Source organism: Staphylococcus sp. GDY8P67P, from assembly GCF_017892545.1.
Taxonomy (GTDB): domain Bacteria; phylum Bacillota; class Bacilli; order Staphylococcales; family Staphylococcaceae; genus Staphylococcus; species Staphylococcus ureilyticus.
In genome coordinates this window covers 25,853-43,673 of sequence record NZ_JAESLH010000020.1, presented here as the reverse complement: position 1 = coordinate 43,673, position 17,821 = coordinate 25,853, and the positions used below count along the sequence as shown (strand labels likewise).

General features: G+C 34.2%; 13 protein-coding genes. All 13 read right to left on the bottom strand.

The window, feature by feature from the left end; translation table 11 throughout:
- Nucleotides 1-7: 7 nt before the first annotated feature.
- The 13 genes from lgt to fakB1 all read right to left on the bottom strand — a co-directional run bounded on the left by lgt (nucleotide 8) and on the right by fakB1 (nucleotide 17,697).
- A complete protein-coding gene (gene lgt, locus KA833_RS07605; protein ID WP_204180210.1) occupies nucleotides 8-844 on the bottom strand; it encodes a prolipoprotein diacylglyceryl transferase in 837 nt (278 codons plus the stop codon).
- Complete coding sequence (gene hprK, locus KA833_RS07600; RefSeq protein ID WP_046207434.1) at nucleotides 841-1,779, bottom strand: HPr(Ser) kinase/phosphatase; 939 nt, start codon at nucleotides 1,777-1,779, stop codon at nucleotides 841-843. Before hprK ends, lgt begins: the two co-directional genes overlap by 4 nt.
- A 336-nt stretch (nucleotides 1,780-2,115) precedes the next feature.
- Entirely contained in the window at nucleotides 2,116-4,953 is a 2,838-nt protein-coding gene (uvrA, locus tag KA833_RS07595; protein ID WP_210128589.1) for an excinuclease ABC subunit UvrA, read from the bottom strand.
- Between the two features lie 5 nt (nucleotides 4,954-4,958).
- Nucleotides 4,959-6,944 carry an excinuclease ABC subunit UvrB gene (uvrB, locus tag KA833_RS07590; protein ID WP_174894801.1) on the bottom strand — a complete coding sequence of 662 codons (1,986 nt, stop codon included), beginning with the start codon at nucleotides 6,942-6,944 and terminating at the stop codon, nucleotides 4,959-4,961.
- A gap of 315 nt (nucleotides 6,945-7,259) precedes the next feature.
- A complete protein-coding gene (locus KA833_RS07585) occupies nucleotides 7,260-7,490 on the bottom strand; it encodes a CsbA family protein (protein WP_019469490.1) in 231 nt (76 codons plus the stop codon).
- A gap of 5 nt (nucleotides 7,491-7,495) precedes the next feature.
- Nucleotides 7,496-8,137, bottom strand: coding sequence for a YfbR-like 5'-deoxynucleotidase (locus KA833_RS07580; protein ID WP_019469491.1), 642 nt, complete (start codon nucleotides 8,135-8,137; stop codon nucleotides 7,496-7,498).
- 353 nt (nucleotides 8,138-8,490) lie between these two features.
- Nucleotides 8,491-9,411: a COG3942 and LysM peptidoglycan-binding domain-containing protein gene (locus tag KA833_RS07575; RefSeq protein ID WP_210128590.1), complete on the bottom strand. Its 921-nt coding sequence runs from the start codon at nucleotides 9,409-9,411 to the stop codon at nucleotides 8,491-8,493.
- Between the two features lie 412 nt (nucleotides 9,412-9,823).
- Nucleotides 9,824-10,949 (bottom strand): peptide chain release factor 2 gene (gene prfB, locus KA833_RS07570; protein WP_107360125.1). Its coding sequence is split into 2 segments (ribosomal slippage): nucleotides 9,824-10,876 and nucleotides 10,878-10,949, totalling 1,125 coding nucleotides; the frame shifts between segments, so codons are not numbered across the junction.
- Nucleotides 10,950-11,194: 245 nt separating this feature from the next.
- Nucleotides 11,195-13,726, bottom strand: coding sequence for a preprotein translocase subunit SecA (gene secA / locus KA833_RS07565; protein WP_046207429.1), 2,532 nt, complete (start codon nucleotides 13,724-13,726; stop codon nucleotides 11,195-11,197).
- Between the two features lie 279 nt (nucleotides 13,727-14,005).
- Nucleotides 14,006-14,572, bottom strand: coding sequence for a ribosome hibernation-promoting factor, HPF/YfiA family (hpf, locus tag KA833_RS07560; RefSeq protein ID WP_046207428.1), 567 nt, complete (start codon nucleotides 14,570-14,572; stop codon nucleotides 14,006-14,008).
- 66 nt (nucleotides 14,573-14,638) lie between these two features.
- On the bottom strand, nucleotides 14,639-15,199 hold the full coding sequence (locus KA833_RS07555) for a ComF family protein (protein ID WP_225309934.1): 561 nt from the start codon (nucleotides 15,197-15,199) through the stop codon (nucleotides 14,639-14,641).
- 110 nt (nucleotides 15,200-15,309) lie between these two features.
- Nucleotides 15,310-16,578 carry a DEAD/DEAH box helicase family protein gene (locus KA833_RS07550; protein WP_210128591.1) on the bottom strand — a complete coding sequence of 423 codons (1,269 nt, stop codon included), beginning with the start codon at nucleotides 16,576-16,578 and terminating at the stop codon, nucleotides 15,310-15,312.
- Between the two features lie 255 nt (nucleotides 16,579-16,833).
- Nucleotides 16,834-17,697 (bottom strand): fatty acid kinase binding subunit FakB1, encoded by an 864-nt coding sequence (fakB1, locus tag KA833_RS07545; protein WP_046207425.1) that lies wholly within the window; start codon nucleotides 17,695-17,697, stop codon nucleotides 16,834-16,836.
- Between the last annotated feature and the right edge of the window lie 124 nt (nucleotides 17,698-17,821).

The following is a 17,821-nucleotide window of genomic DNA, read 5'->3' as shown; positions in this document are numbered from 1 at the left end:
TATTCTATCACTTCACCTTTTGCTTTGACCATGTTAAAGGGCCAACATCTTTATATCGTGGTGCATTATATTTCAATCTTCTAACTATCATAAGGACAATTCCAGCAACTATAAGCACGACAGACATCAGTTGAGCAACACGTATATCTCCAGTGAGCATTAAACTATCTGTGCGCAAACCTTCTACAAAGAATCTACCTATAGAATACCAGATAAGATATAGTGCGAAAGTATCACCTATACGTAAGTGTTTTCTTAATGAGATTAATATAACAAATCCTAGAATATCCCATATAGATTCGTATAAAAACGTCGGTTGGTAGTATTGGCCATCAATATACATATTGTCAATAATAAAGTCCGGTATATGGATATTTTCTAAAAATGATTTAGACACAGGACCACCATGGGCTTCATGATTCATAAAGTTACCCCATCGACCAATACCTTGTCCTAAAATCAAACTTGGCGCAATCACATCACCAATTTGAAATGGATTGATATTTTTTTGTTTACACACGAAAATACCTGTGATAAAACCACCAATTAGACCACCGTGGATAGCGATACCACCATACCAAATCATTGGTATTTCTATTGGATGTTGTGCATAGTATGGCCATTGAAAAATAACAAAATAGATTCTGGCTGCGATAAAACCAAAAATCGCACTCCAAAAGATGATATCAATCAATATATCTTTATCAAAACCTATGCGTTTAACACTTTCTTGAGCGATAAAATATCCTAATAGTATACCTGCGGCGATGATAATGCCATACCAATGAACCGAAATAGGACCAAGCTCAAATGCGATTGGATCAATATAATTCAATAACATCATTGATTCTCCTTATTGTTGCTACCGTTACGCATAATTTCAGCATTTAAGCGTTCATTGAATTCTTCTGCAGTGTTAATGCCCATAATATTAAGTCTGTAGTTCATCGCTGCAACTTCAATAATCACTGCTACGTTACGACCTGGTCTAACCGGTATTGTCTTTTTAGTAATCTCAGTATCTAAGATGCGCAATGTTTCCTCATTCAAGCCAACACGGTCATACAATTTATCTTTATGCCAATTTTCCAAATGAATATTTAAACGTAAACGCTTTTCAGTCAAAATGGAACCTGCACCAAACAGTGTCATGACATTAATAATACCTAACCCTCTAATTTCTAATAAATGCTCTATTAATTTAGGTGGCCTACCAATCAATTCATCTTTACTTATTTCTCTAATTTCTACGTTGTCATCCGCGACAAGTCTGTGACCACGCTTGATTAATTCAAGTGCTGTTTCACTTTTACCAATACCTGAGTCTCCTGTTATAAGCACACCGACACCATACACATCTACCAACACACCGTGCAATGAAGTTGTTCTTGCCAGCTCATGTTCTAAGAAAGTCGTTAAACGACTCATTAATTGCGTTGTTGCAACTGTTGATGTGATAAGCGGTGTATCAAACTCTTTAGCTGATGCTACAAGCTCTTCTGGCGGTTCTAAATCTCTTGTCACAATAATTGCTGGTGTTTCTGGCCGGCATAATTTTTTCATGCGTCCTTTGCGCTCTTCATCAGGTAGTAGGTTGTAAAATGACAACTCTGTTGTCCCTAACAATTGAATGCGGTCGGATGCATAGTGAGAAAAATATCCAGCCATTTCTAATCCTGGTCTTGATATATCTGTGTTTTTTATTTGTTTATTTAAGCCTGACTCTCCAGCTATAAGCTCAAGGTTAAAGCGTTCAATTAAACTCTTTGTTGTTAACATAGGTTCACCTCTATTAATATTTCTCCTGAAATTACATATGTCATTATCATATCAAAAAGGACTGATAATCTATATAAAAAAGTACAGAAGTCCAAAATAAATCCCATCGTAAACATCATACCTTATATTATTTATGAATGAAATTACTGTTACTGATTTAAACATTTAATTTATTTTAAATCATTTTAAATTATTGCGTTGACCACCCAACATGTCTAAATAAATTAAAATATTAGGTATCAAAAAATACTCCATACATTCTGACATATGATGATGTCTACTTGTATGGAGTAACTAATATTTTATATGTTATTACAAAGTTTATTCAATATAACGTTATGCTTGAACAGTATCTCTTTCTAAAACTGGTTTTAAATATTGACCAGTATAGCTGCCCTTCACTTTTGCGATATCTTCTGGTGTGCCTGTTGCAACAATTGTGCCACCACCATCACCGCCTTCTGGACCTAAATCAATAATGTGATCAGCCATTTTTATAACGTCTAAATTGTGCTCAATGATAACAACTGTGTCACCATTATCAACCAATTTATTTAATACTTTTAATAATCGACTAATATCATCAACATGTAAACCAGTGGTTGGTTCATCTAGAATATAGATAGAACGACCTGTAGAGCGTTTATGCAATTCTGAAGCAAGTTTAACACGTTGTGCTTCACCACCAGATAATGTCGTAGCCGGTTGTCCTAAAGTAACATAACCTAAACCAACATCAACTAGTGTTTTCAATTTACGATGTATTTTAGGCACATTTTCAAAAAAGTTTGTTGCTTCTTCGGCAGTCATAGCCAAGACATCTGCAATGTTTTGACCTTTGTATGTTACTTCAAGCGTTTCACGATTGTATCTAGTACCACCACAAACTTCACAAGGCACATAAACATCTGGTAAAAAGTGCATTTCTATTTTAATGATACCGTCACCTTTACACGCTTCACAACGACCACCTTTAACATTAAAACTAAAGCGACCTTTAGAATAACCTCTCACTTTTGCTTCATTCGTTTGTGCAAAAATATCTCGTATATTATCAAAAACACCAGTATAGGTTGCTGGATTAGAACGTGGGGTTCTACCAATCGGTGATTGATCAATATCAATAATACGATCAAGTTGGTCTATACCGTTAATTTCATCATAATCTCCTGGTTTGACTTTAGATTTATTAATCTTCTTAGCTAATGACTTATACAATACTTCATTGACTAATGTACTTTTACCAGAACCAGACACACCTGTAACAACATTCATCGTTGAAAGCGGAAAGTCTACACTAACATCTTTCAAATTATTACTTCGTGCACCTTTAACACTAATCTTTCTATCCGTAACTTCACGACGTGATTCTGGCACCTCAATTTTTTTCTTACCACTCAAATATTGACCTGTTAATGAATTTGTATTTGCCATAACTTGTTTAGGCGTACCACTAGCAACAATTTCACCACCGTGTTCACCAGCACCTGGTCCTACGTCTACTAAGTAATCTGCAGCACGCATCGTATCATCATCATGTTCAACAACGATTAAAGTGTTACCTAGATCGCGCATTTCTTTTAATGTGCTAATTAACCGATCATTATCACGTTGATGCAAGCCTATAGAAGGTTCATCTAAAACATATAATACACCAGAAAGCCTAGAACCAATCTGAGTTGCCAAACGTATGCGTTGCGCCTCACCACCTGATAAAGAGCCAGATGCACGATTTAAGGTTAAGTACTCTAAACCTACGTTATATAAAAATTCTAATCTCGAATTAATCTCTTTTAGAATTTGATTGGCAATTTTTCTGTCTTGTTCTGACAATGTGATATGTTCATAGTTATACAATGCATCTTTAATTGAACGTTCTACCACTTCACCAATGTTTTTCCCGTCCACATATACTGATAAGGCTTCACGGCTTAATCGTTTACCGTGGCAAGTTTCACAAGTGAGTTCTGTCATGTATTTGCTCATCATTTCTCTTACGAGTTCTGAAGGAGAATCATGATAACGTCTATTGATATTATTAATCACACCTTCAAACGCCATTGTACGTTTTCTCGTTTGGCCATTTCGTTGCTTGAATGTAAATTCAATTTCTTTATCTTTGGAACCATAAAGAATAATATCCTTTTGACGTTCAGTTAATTTTTTGAATGGTTTGTCCATATTTATTTTATAGACTTCACAAACACGATTTAATAATGTTGGATAAAAGTCTGAACTTGATGATTCCCAGGCAACGATTGCACCTTCATTCAATGATTTCTCTTTATCAGGAACGACTAAGTCTAAATCGACCATCAGTTTTTGTCCTAAACCATCACAAGTCGGACAAGCACCGAATGGGCTGTTAAAACTAAACATTCGTGGTTCTAATTCTCCGATTGAGAATCCGCAAATGGGACAAGCATGATTTTCGGAAAATTTTAACTCATCGCCACCAATAATATCTACGATTAAGTTACCTTCAGCTAATTGCAACGCCGTTTCTATAGAATCTGCTAGACGGGTTTCAATACCATCCTTGATTACAAGGCGATCTATGACAACTTCTATCGTATGATTCTTATTTTTATCTAAATTCGGCACTTCATTAACATCAGTAATTTCGCCATCAACACGCACACGTACATATCCCTTTTTACTAATATCATCAATTAATTTTTCGTGCGCACCTTTTCTATGAGTTACTACAGGCGCCAGTAATTGAATCTTACTACGCTCTTCAAGTTGTAAAACTTGATCGACCATTTGTTGCACAGTTTGAGATTCAATTTCGATACCATGATTTGGGCAAAATGGCTTCCCAACACGCGCATATAACAGACGAATATAATCATAAATTTCAGTAACTGTTGCAACTGTAGATCTTGGGTTTTTACTCGTTGTTTTTTGGTCTATTGAAATCGCAGGAGATAAACCTTCAATCGTATCGACATCTGGCTTGTCCATTTGTCCTAAAAACTGTCTTGCATAAGCACTTAATGACTCTACATATCTACGTTGACCTTCTGCATAAATCGTATCAAAAGCCAATGAAGATTTGCCTGATCCAGATAAACCTGTCATAACTATAAGTTTATTTTTAGGTATTTCAATATCAACATCTTTTAAATTATGGGCACGTGCCCCTTTAACTACAATGGATGGTTGTTTCATTTTCGTCACCCTTCTGCTTTTAATTCAAACAACATATCTCTGAGTTCAGTTGCTTTTTCAAAGTCTAAGTCTTTAGCTGCTTGCTTCATTTCTTTTTCTATATTATCAATCGTTTTCTCACGCTCTTTTTTCGTCATTTTCTTAGGTACTTCCGTACGTTTTGCTTCGTTTGTTTCATCTGTTTCAACAGTAGCACTGATCACATCATGAATTTTTTTATTAATAGTAGTTGGTGTAATATTATGTTTTTCATTATATGCTTGTTGAATCGATCTACGACGCTCTGTTTCATCAAGTGCATAGCGCATTGAATCCGTAATTTTATCACCATACATAATCACTTCACCACCACTATTACGGGCTGCACGACCTACTGTTTGGACAAGTGATCTCTGAGAGCGTAAGAAGCCTTCTTTATCTGCATCTAAAATAACGACTAGTGATACTTCTGGTATATCAATACCCTCTCTTAATAAGTTAATACCAACAATCACATCGTAGGTACCCACACGTAAATCTCGAATAATTTCAATTCGCTCTAAAGTTTTAATTTCTGAATGTAAATAATTCACTTTAATGCCTGCTTCTTTCATATACGTGGTTAAGTCTTCACTCATCTTTTTAGTCAATGTCGTTACTAAAACACGTTCATTTCGTTCAATACGCGTTTGTATTTCGCCAAGCAGATCATCAATTTGATTTTCTGTAGGTCTCACTTCAATTTTAGGATCTAATAATCCTGTTGGACGAATGATTTGCTCCACCATTTCATCTGTATGTTCTAATTCATAAGGTCCTGGTGTAGCAGATACATATACGAGTTGTTTCGTTTTTTCTTCAAATTCTTCAAATTTTAACGGTCTATTGTCTAAAGCACTTGGTAGCCTAAATCCATGATCCACAAGCACTTGTTTACGCGCACGGTCACCATTATACATACCTCTAATTTGTGGTAATGTCACATGTGACTCATCAATCATCACAAGCCAGTCATCTCCAAAATAATCAAGCAATGTATAAGGCGTGGAACCCATGGGTCTAAGTGTCAAATGTACAGAATAATTTTCAATACCTGAACAAAATCCCATCTCTCTCATCATTTCCAAATCATAATTCGTTCTTTGTTCTAAGCGCTGAGCTTCAAGCAATTTATTCTCAGAACGCAATTCTGATAATCGTTCTTCAAGTTCATTTTCAATACGTTGGATGGCAGATTTCATTTTTTCTTCTCGTGTAACGAAGTGAGAAGCAGGGAAAATAGCAAAATGATCGCGCTCTCTCAACACTTCTCCAGTTAAGTAATTAACCTCACGTATTCTATCTATTTCATCTCCGAAAAATTCAACGCGAATACACATTTCTTCACGAGAGGCAGGAAATATTTCTACAACATCTCCTCTAACTCGGAACGTACCACGTCTGAAATCTATATCATTTCTTGTGTATTGCACATCTACTAATTTTTTAAGTAACTCGCTTCTGTCCATTTCCATACCTACACGAACACTAACCACTAAGTCCCGATATTCTTCTGGATTACCTAAACCATAGATACAGCTCACACTAGCTATGATAATGACGTCATCTCTTTCAAATAGTGCACTTGTCGCAGAGTGACGCAATTGGTCAATTTCATCATTAATTGACGCATCTTTTTCAATAAATGTGTCAGTTGATGGTACATACGCCTCTGGTTGATAATAATCGTAGTAACTGACAAAATACTCGACTCTATTTTCAGGAAAGAATTCTTTAAATTCACTATATAATTGTCCTGCTAACGTTTTGTTATGGGCGATGATTAAAGTCGGTTTACCAACTTGTTGAATCACATTACTCATTGTAAATGTCTTACCTGTACCCGTAGCTCCAAGTAAAGTCTGATGTCTCTTACCCGCATTCACACCATCTACAATTTGTCGAATCGCTTCTGGTTGATCTCCTTTAGGATCAAAATTCGATTGTAATTTAAATGGGTAGTGTTCCATAATGACACATGCCTCCTATTATATTTCTATCCGTTCGAACATAGTTTAAATATCTCATTTAATACGCGACTTACTATAGTGGCTGTAACTATATTTTACTTAAGTATACTATTAACAGTTTACATTTTAACAGATTTATTACCTTTAATACAAACATTTGTTCGCAAAAATGATATTTCACTAAATAAAAACAAACACAGTATAATACCATGTTTGTTTGCGTTCATAAATTTTTATTCAGATAAAATGAAGTTAAATAATTATATATCTTTCATCATGCTATTACAATTAAGTTGCTTAACGCTTAACGCTTAATACTTAATCATCTTCTTTTTTATGGAGTTCTAGTTGGTCAATAATTAAGTAACCTGCTAATAATGAAGCAACATCTATAAAAATAATCCATTCATCATGAAAAAATCCTTTTTCAATTGAAGTACCTATTAAAATCAAAGTTAAAATCGTACCTACCCATTTACTCCTAGTCAGTACGCTAAACAATACGACAAGTATGCATGGAAAAAAAGATGCAAGTATATACCAGATCATTCATGTCACCCGTTCCTATTATTTAAAATAGACATCGTTGTTTCTCGTAATTCCGATTTTGGTATAAATCTCTCTGTAAGCATTTCAGGAATAATATTTTCTATAAAATCTTGTACTGAATTCAAATGATCAAATTGCATGATTGTTTCTAATGACATTTCGTATATTTCAAAAAATAGCGGTTCAGGATTACGTTTTTGAATTTCACCAAATGTTTCATATAACAAATCAATTTTATCAGCAACTGATAAGATTTGACCTTCTAGCGAATCGTCTTTTCCTTCTTGCAGTCGCTCTCGGTATATGGATTGATATTGCTCTGGTATTTCTTCGTTTATAAAATGATCTACCATTTCTTCTTCTACTTGTGAGAATAATTTTTTTAATTCTCCACTCGCATATTTGACTGGCGTTTTAATATCCCCTGTAAAAATTTCGGCGAAATCATGGTTTAAGGCTTTTTCGTATAAGCTTTTCCAATCTACTTTATTGCCGTGATATTCTTCTACTGTGCCTAAATACTGAGCAATTTTAGTCACTTTAAAAGAATGTGCAGCAACATTATGCTCAAAATATTTAAATTTCCCAGGCAATCGTATTAATTTTTCTAAGTCTGATAAACGTTTAAAATATTGATGTACTCCCATGATAGCGCCTCCTCATTTATTTAATGATTGATTATACTTGATTTTATAATATCATTCCATATGTAAAATGTCTTTTTAATGCCGTTAAATATCATCAAATCGTTCTAATTTTAAAATATAACTTACTTTTTAGTCTTTCAAGTTTTACTCATTTTACAAGATTCAAAAATAATAAGACTGTAATAAATTTTAGTGAAAATCATATTGAGTGTAAAAAATACTGATTCTGACACGTTTAGCCTGCACGCAGGGCCTCTAAAATAATAAGCCCGAGACATGTTTATGTCCCGGGCTATACATTAAGAATATTGTTACAATTGCAGATGAAACTGCTAGATATAAGTTTTTATTTTTTAATGAATATAATTATATTGTCCTGAATTGTAAATCGTTCTATAGGATTTTTGTCCCAAGCCTTGCATGTTCATCTCTGAAACTAAAATGGAGCCATCACTGTTTTGACGTTCTACAATCCCTACATGACCATAATTTCCAGCGCTACTCTGTAAAATAGCACCTACTTCAGGTGTAGCATTAACCACATAACCATTTTGACGCGCAGCCGATGCCCAGTTATTAGCATTGCCCCATAAATTGCCTATAGATTTACCAAGTTGTTGACGTCTATCAAAAGCATAGTATGTACACTGCCCCCAAGCATAATAATTCTGCCCACCGGCTACATAGTGTTTTGATTGATAGCTATTATTGTGAAGGTTGTGACTATTTGAAGTGGTATTGCGCTCATCAACACTGTTATTTGACCAAGATTGCTGCTTTACTGGTATATAATCGTTCGCTAATCTTGTGAAAGCATTACTGTTTTCAGTTGTTACCCCTGTTGAGAATGGATCATTATTCGAGTCACTTTGTACGTATGCACTCTGTAGTTGGTTGTCTAAATGTGACGATCCTTTTTCAGAAACTGCAATGAGTTGCCCAGGATAAATTGTTTCAGTAATGAATGGATTTAATTGATAAAGTTCATTTAAACTGAGGTGATGTTTATTCGCAATACTTTGAAGTGTATCGCCTTCTTTAACTTCTACAATATCTTCGTCAGGTAATACAAGCGTTTGCCCAACCTTAACCGACTGCACAAATTCCATATGATTCAATGATTGTATCGTATGAGTCGTTGTTGCGAATGCATGCGCTATATTTGATAAATCCGTATCTTCTTTCACTGTATGTACTTGATCAGCTGACGCTAGACCATTCATTCCAAAAAACAGTGCTGCAGAAGTTACAGAAAAAGTTAAGCCTTTCTTCATGATGTATTTCAATCCTTTGCTGTCTAATTTTATTCAATATTTAATCAATCATAATATAGCATATTCTCTGAATACTTTTACCCTTGTTATCGTTTTGTAATGCAAAAGATATTTTTGAATGAATCCCCTTTTAACGCTTTAATCATAGCTTTCTTATCTTTATCACAATAGTTTTAATCACCTTTGAATATCTGTTAACTTTAACTGTAATATTTAAGTTTGTATTTTACATATAAGTAGTAGTTTATCTAAAAATTACTGAAATAAATTAAGCAGTCGTTTCGTATGAACGTGTCAGTCTTGCCTGCTTTATACTGCTATAAAAAATATGAGTAAGTTAGAAAACAATAAGTGATACATTGGTTTCTAGCTCACTCATAAAGTTATGAATAATAATTGTTCTATTTAAGTATTAATCTTTTTCTGAATGATTCAGATTCATTTGCTTGCGTAGATAAGCTTCGATAAACGGTCCTAAATCACCATCCATGACTGCATCGACTTTACCGGTTTCTTCGTTTGTTCTATGATCTTTAACCATTGCATATGGATGGAATACATAAGATCTAATTTGACTTCCCCAACCGATTTCTTTTTGTTCTCCACGGATTTCGGCCATTTCTTGTTCTTGTTCCTCAATTTTTAATTGATATAGTTTAGACTTCAATGTTTTCATTGCAGCCTCTCTGTTTTTGATCTGTGAACGTTCATTCTGGTTATTTACCACAATACCTGTTGGATGATGGGTAATTCTAATAGCAGATTCGGTTTTATTGATATGTTGACCACCTGCGCCCGAAGCTCTAAATGTATCAACAGTAATATCATCAGGATTGATTTCTACTTCTATTTCAGTGTTATTAAATTGTGGTATGACATCACATGAAGCAAAAGATGTATGTCGACGACCAGATGAATCAAACGGTGATATGCGTACGAGTCGATGTACACCTTTCTCGGCTTTTAAAAAACCATATGCATTATGACCTTTCACAATCATTGTTACACTTTTTACGCCCGCTTCATCTCCAGGTAAATAGTCTGCGATTTCAACTTTAAAGCCTTTTTGCTCACAGTAGCGTTGATACATTCTCAACAACATATTTGTCCAATCTTGTGATTCAGTACCACCTGCACCAGGATGCAATTCAATAATTGCATCATTCGCGTCATAAGGCCCATCTAACAATAATTGTAGTTCAAATTGGTTTAATTCGTTTTGAAAATGAGTGACGCTCGCTTCTAAATCGTCTTTCATCGACGTATCGTCTTCTTCTAACAATAATTCTCGTGTCGTTTCCATATCTTCTATATTTGCTTCTAAATCTCTGTACGCATTGACAACAGATTTTAAAGCATTATTTTTATCTATTACGTCTTGCGCTTTATCTTGATTATCCCAAAACGAAGGATCCGCCATCATTTCTTCGTATTCTTGTATGTTTGTCTCTTTTTCTTCTAAGTCAAAGAGACCCCCTAAGTTGTTCTAACTTTTCTTTATAAGCATCTAAATTACGCTTAATTTCAGATAATTCCATTATGCATCTCTCCTAAATTTTTCGAATGAAGTATAATTGCTAAATTAATTACTAGACTATCATACATATGATACAAAATATAAACTGTTAATTTCAACTTAAGCACCAAATCGCTGCTAGCTTATGTTATTAAAAAAACATCTTTCACAGTTAAACGCTACAATTTAACTGTAAAAGATGCCTGACATATAAAAATAATTCAAATAGTGAAATCCTGTCTCACATGTGTATCATATTAGATAAACTTAAGCGCCATGACAGTTTTTATACTTTTTACCACTACCGCAAGGACATGGGTCATTTCTACCTATATGTTCATCTTTAACATAAGGCTCTGCTTTCGCTTTTTCTTTTCCATCTTCTGCTGATACATGCTCAGCTTTACCAAAATCAGTTGTCTTATCACGTTCTACGTCATCTTCAACGGAAATCACTGATTTTAGAATATATTTACTTACGTCTTCTTCAATGTTTTGCATCATAGTATCAAATAATTGGTGACCTTCATTTTGATAGTCGCGTAGTGGATTTTGTTGTCCATACGAGCGTAAGTGAATACCTTGACGCAATTGATCCATTGTATCGATATGGTCTGTCCAATGTGTGTCAATAGAGCGAAGTAAAATCATACGTTCAAATTCATCAAACTGACTACCAATTTTTTCTTTTTGCTCTTTTAATGCTATTTCTATTTTTGACCATACAACCTCAAAAATATCATCATTATCTTTTCCATTAATATCTTCAACTTTTAATTCGCCTTCATTCAAGAAGACGTCTTCTACATAGTTGATGAATGGTTCATAGTCTGGGTCGTCATCTTCTTCATTTACATAATATTGAATACTTCTTTCTAATGTAGAGCGTAGCATTGCGTTAATTAATTCGCTACTTTCGTCGCTGTCAATAATATCATTACGTTCGCTATAGATAATTTCACGTTGTTTACGTAGTACATCATCATACTCAAGGACACGTTTACGAGCGTCAAAGTTATTACCTTCAACACGTTTTTGAGCTGACTCAACAGCACGAGAAACCATTTTAGATTCAATTGGTGTTGAATCATCCATACCCAATCGATTCATCATATTTTGTAAACGTTCCGAACCAAAGCGCACCATTAACTCATCTTGTAACGATAAATAGAAACGGCTATCACCTTTGTCACCTTGACGACCTGAACGACCACGTAATTGGTCATCTATACGACGTGATTCATGGCGCTCTGTACCAATTACTGCTAAACCGCCAATTTCTTCAACACCATCACCTAATTTGATGTCCGTACCACGGCCAGCCATGTTGGTAGCTATTGTCACCGCACCGCGTTGGCCAGCACTTGCGATAATGTCCGCTTCACGTTCGTGATTTTTCGCATTTAAGACATCGTGTCGTACGCCATGTTTTTTCAATAAGTTAGAAATATATTCACTTGTCTCAACGGCAACAGTCCCTAATAAGACTGGTTGACCTTGTTTGTGCTTTTGAATGACATCTTCTACAACTGCATCAAATTTACCTTTTTGACTGATATAAATTAAATCTGGCTTATCAATACGTTGTACTGGTCTGTTCGTAGGAATTTGTGTAACTGTCATATTGTAAATATTTCTAAATTCTTCTTCTTCCGTTTTTGCAGTACCTGTCATACCAGATAATTTATTATACATTCTGAAGTAGTTTTGGAATGTAATTGAAGCCATTGTTTTGGATTCGTTTTGAATTTTCACACCTTCTTTAGCTTCAATCGCTTGGTGCAATCCTTCTGAAAAACGACGTCCAGGCATTGTACGTCCTGTAAATTGGTCAACAATCAATACTTCACCGTTGTTCACCATATAATCTACGTCTCTTTGTAACGTAACATGCGCACGTAACGCTGTATTAATATGACTGATGATATCAACATTTTTCACGTCGTAAAGGTTATCAATTTTAAACATACGCTCTGCTTTATCAATACCTTGTTCTGTTAATTGCACAGCTTTTGTCTTTTCATCATAATTATAATCATCTTCGTTTTTAAGCATTTTAGCAAAAACATTTGCTTGCGTATAAAGTGACGTTGACTTCTCCGCCTCTCCTGAAATAATAAGCGGCGTACGTGCTTCATCAATTAAGATTGAATCTACTTCATCAATAATCGCAAAATTAAGTGGTCTCATCACGCGTTCTTCTGCATAATTCACCATGTTATCACGTAAGTAGTCAAATCCTAATTCGTTGTTGGTACTATAAGTAATATCACATGCGTAAGCTTCTCTTTTCTCTGCAGTAGTTTTACTATTTAAGTTCAAACCAACACTTAATCCAAGAAATTCATATAATTCTGCCATTTCTTCACTCTGTACACTAGATAAATATTCATTGACTGTAATAACATGTACACCGCGTCCTGTTAACGCATTTAAATAAACTGGCATTGTCGCCGTTAACGTTTTACCTTCACCAGTTCTCATTTCAGAAATGTCGCCACCATGAATGGCTATACCACCCATAACTTGTACTTTATAAGGAATCATGTTGAACACACGTTTTGACCCTTCTCTTACCAATGCAAAGGCTTCTGGTAAAATATCATCTAAAATTTTATTTTGCTTTTTAATATCGTCTTCTGCTTGAACTTGCGCTTGAAAATTTTTTGTCTTTTCTTTAATTTCTTCATCAGTTAATATCGACATATCCTCTTCTAGTGCAAGGACTTTGTCGGCTAATTTACCAAGGCGTTTTATTTCTCTTTTATTGCCATCTGCAATTTTTGATAAAAAACCCATTCTGTTCGCTCCTTTAGCTATATAACTCTTAGTTTACAACAATCTATAATATCATTTATAAGCCTAAATTTACACTTATTACGTTTATCGTGCCATCTATACTATATTTACTTACATGTTTTTGAATACAAATTATAATATTGACTCATTTAAAATATACACAACATACATGTTCACTTTCAAATTATTACATAATAACACAGCAAAAAATGAGCGTCCATGATTTCACTCAATCATGGACGCTACTACTTTTATAAATATGATACTAATTTAATTAAATTATTCAGTTGTTTCAATTAGTCCATATTTGCCATCTTTTCTTTTATAAACTATGCTCGTACCATCTGTTTCACGATCTGTAAAAATGAAGAAATCATGGCCCAATAAATCCATTTGCAATACTGCTTCTTCAGAATCCATAGGTTTTAAACTGAAATTTTTTGAACGAATAATCTCAATTTCACTATCATTGTCATCATTTTGAAGATTTTCTGCTTCTTGTTCTTCAGGTAATGATGCAAAAGCTTCTTGTTCGTCATTTTTTCTATTTTTACGATTTACACGCGTTTTATATTTTCTAACTTGTCTTTCCAATTTGCTATTAATTAAATCAATACCAGCGTATAAATCATCATGACGTTCTTCCGCTCTTAGCGTAACATTTTTCAATGGAATAGTTACTTCTATTTTAGTTGCTGAGTTTTGGTACGTTTTAACTTTAACGTGTGCAGTTGCATTTGGCACATTGTTAAAGTAACGTTCTAATTTACCAATTTTCTCCTCAATATAGTTGCGAATCGCATCAGTAATAGTGAGGTTCTCTCCGTGAATTTCAAATCTGATCATAGTAATCGACTCCTTTAAAACCTCTATATTGGTAATAGTGCTTATTTCTATAATACCACGAATAACCTAGCGTGCAAACGTAAACACATCGAATTTTCTGATTTTTCTATCAAGTAATAGCTGTGCCGCATTATGAACCGTTAAGCCCGTAGTATAAATGTCATCGATCAATAAAATACATTTTCCTTTTAAATCCACACTTTGTTCCATTACAAAAGGATTGGGTCGTTGCATACGTTTTTCTTTACTTAATTCTGATTGTTTAATATGTGAGTGTGTGGCAAGCAGACAATAATACTTAACTTTTTGTATGTCTAATACTAGTTGTACGGGGTTAAATGTTCTTTCTTTATCTCTAAATAAAGGGGACGGTATGGGGATAATGTAATCATATTTGTAATGAGGCAATTTAACTTTTTCTGCGATTATTTCTGCGATTGCAACATCTCTTTGAAATTTATATTGTTGAATCATTTCTTTTACAATACCGTCATATCGGTAATGACAATACAATTTATTCATTAATTTAAACTTCGAAGCTAACTCGGCACAATCCGAACATAATATTTCAGTTTCATTGCGTAACTTCAAACATGTTGCACATCGATTCGTCGTCTTTAACTTCATTACCTCCCAGAGATGATTGCAATCATCGCACAATTTTGAAGCCTTTTTGTAAAACGTAAATGCATTTAAAGGTTCTGAATAATAGATGTGACAATATAAACATGTCGCAGTCAATCTATCCACCCTCTTTTTTGTGCAAGTTGATTCATTTTCCTTATCTGATATTGAGCTTTAATCATAGATAGTGTGATCCCTTCATGCAAACAAAATACACTTCCTGTAGGTGCTTCTGCTTTTCTTCCAACTCTTCCTGATATTTGAATGATGGCACTCGTTTCAAACTGATGACTGTTTATGATTACAACATCGAGTTTTGCCATAGTAAAGCCTCTTTCTAAAATGGTAGTGGTGAAAACAACGGTATGTTCCCCGTTTCTCAAACGTTTCACCTTATCAAAACGAAATACATCATTGCTGTAGACATATGTTAAAGATGGAATTTCAGCTTTATATAACTGATACAGTTGTTTCATTAAAGTAATATTGTTAAAAAAGACTAGCGTATATCGTCGTTGATTGACTTGATGTTGTAAAAATCGTAATAATTTATATTGCTTCTTATTGGGATTGATTCTAAGGAATTTAAATTGAGGCACGGGTAAAGGATGTCTATGAAAACGCGCAGGTAATTGAATAATTTCTAAATTGCTAATTTGTTTCATTAAAGCTTTTGTTGGTGTGGCAGTCATTAATATATGACAGTGTTTTAACTTCGAGGCATGCTGCAATGCTTGTATTAACGTTGGTTCTGTAGGTAAAGGAAAGGCATCTACTTCATCTACAATTATCACATCAAAATGTTGTTTGAAACGATAGAGTTGATGAATTGTGGCGATAACAAAATGGCCATTATACTGTTGCTGTGATGATTGATGCAATACATCTATTTTTTCTTCGTGAAAAGCTGCTTTAATCCTCATGCTGACTTCTAAAACAACATCAACTCGAGGAGATACAATTGCGACATTATGACCGTGGTTCCGCGCAAATTTAATTCCTTCAAATATCATCTCAGTTTTACCTGCACCTGTGACTGCATGGAGCAATAGTGAACGAAAGCCTGCAATCGCTGATACAATTTTGTCAGATGCAAATTGTTGTTGTTCTGATAATTTGAATGGTAATTGATAATGACAAGGTGTCATTACATTCTGACTTTCTATGATATAGATTTCAGTTATATTATCCATTCTACCCATATTGATACAATTTCTACAGTAGACAATCTCCTTATCTAACACTGTTGATAGATATTTGTAAAAATGCGTTTGTCGGCGTGAGTGACATTGAGCACATGTCCAATAGCCATTATCTAATACCACACCTTTCGTTGTTTGCTTTATACGTTCATCTGTTAATAAGGATTTATCATTAATCATTCTTCCATAATATTTAATTGTATGTTTCCTCCAAACCAAAAAGCGAGTCAAAAATTAAATTTCACTTTAATTTCAAAGACCCGCCATAAAATAAATGATTTATTTGTTATTCGTACAGTAATTTAAATGCTAAACAACTCATTTGTCATATTATGGTTGGCATCGATGACTGAACGAAGTGTTGGTTTCACTATACATCTCTTGCAAAAATACTACTTTTCTTAAAAATGATAATAAGACTTTTGAATCTATAATTTAGTCTATACGAATAGATCTACCAGTGAAACCTAAACCCATACCGCCTGGTCCTAAATGAGCTGCGACCACAGGGCCTAAATTTGAACGGTGTACTTTATATTGTGGATAGTTTTTTTGTAATTCATTGTACAGCCAGTCTGTATCCTCTTGAACATCTCCACCTATAACTAATAACGTAACCTCTTCATAATCTTTAACGATATCAATCACTTTATTGATAATTTCTTTAAGCGCACGTTTTTTAGTGCGTATTTTTTCATCTGGCAAAATTAAACCGTCTTCAAACCTTAAGACTGGTTTCATTTTTAACATCGTACCAATCCACGCTTGGGCTCCTGTAATACGACCACTTTTTTGCAAGTTTTTTAAATCGTCTACCATCAATCTCGCACCAGTGACTTCTCGCATTGCTTCAAGCTCTTTAATGATAGCGTGCGGTGTTTCATTTTGTTCAATTAATTCAATTGCTCGTAATACGAAACTCCCCATTGCCATAGCTGAAATTTTCGAATCAAACGTATGAACATTAATACCTTCAACCATTTCACCCGCTTGTGTAGCTGTTTGATAAGTACCACTGATACCTGAAGAAAGGAAAACGCCTATGACATCCGTATAGCCTTCATCACGTAATTGTTCGTATTTAGTTACAAATTCACCGATTGCCGGCTGACTTGTCGTAGGAATTGTTTTAGATGCTTTCATTCTTTCGTAGAATTCATTTGCTGAAATAGATGCATTTTCTTCAAAATTTTCACCATTATCAAAAGTTACACTTAGTGGGGCAATATTTATATTATATTTATCAATTAATGTTTGAGATAGATAACTCGTTGAATCTGTTAATACAGCAATTTTCATCATAATCCTCCTCAATTATACTCACAACTATGATACATTATTTTATATTAAAAGAAAATTTATTTTTACATTAAACTTGAATTCAGAACCGTGTATAATAATAGGTATTGACCGAAACTATGAC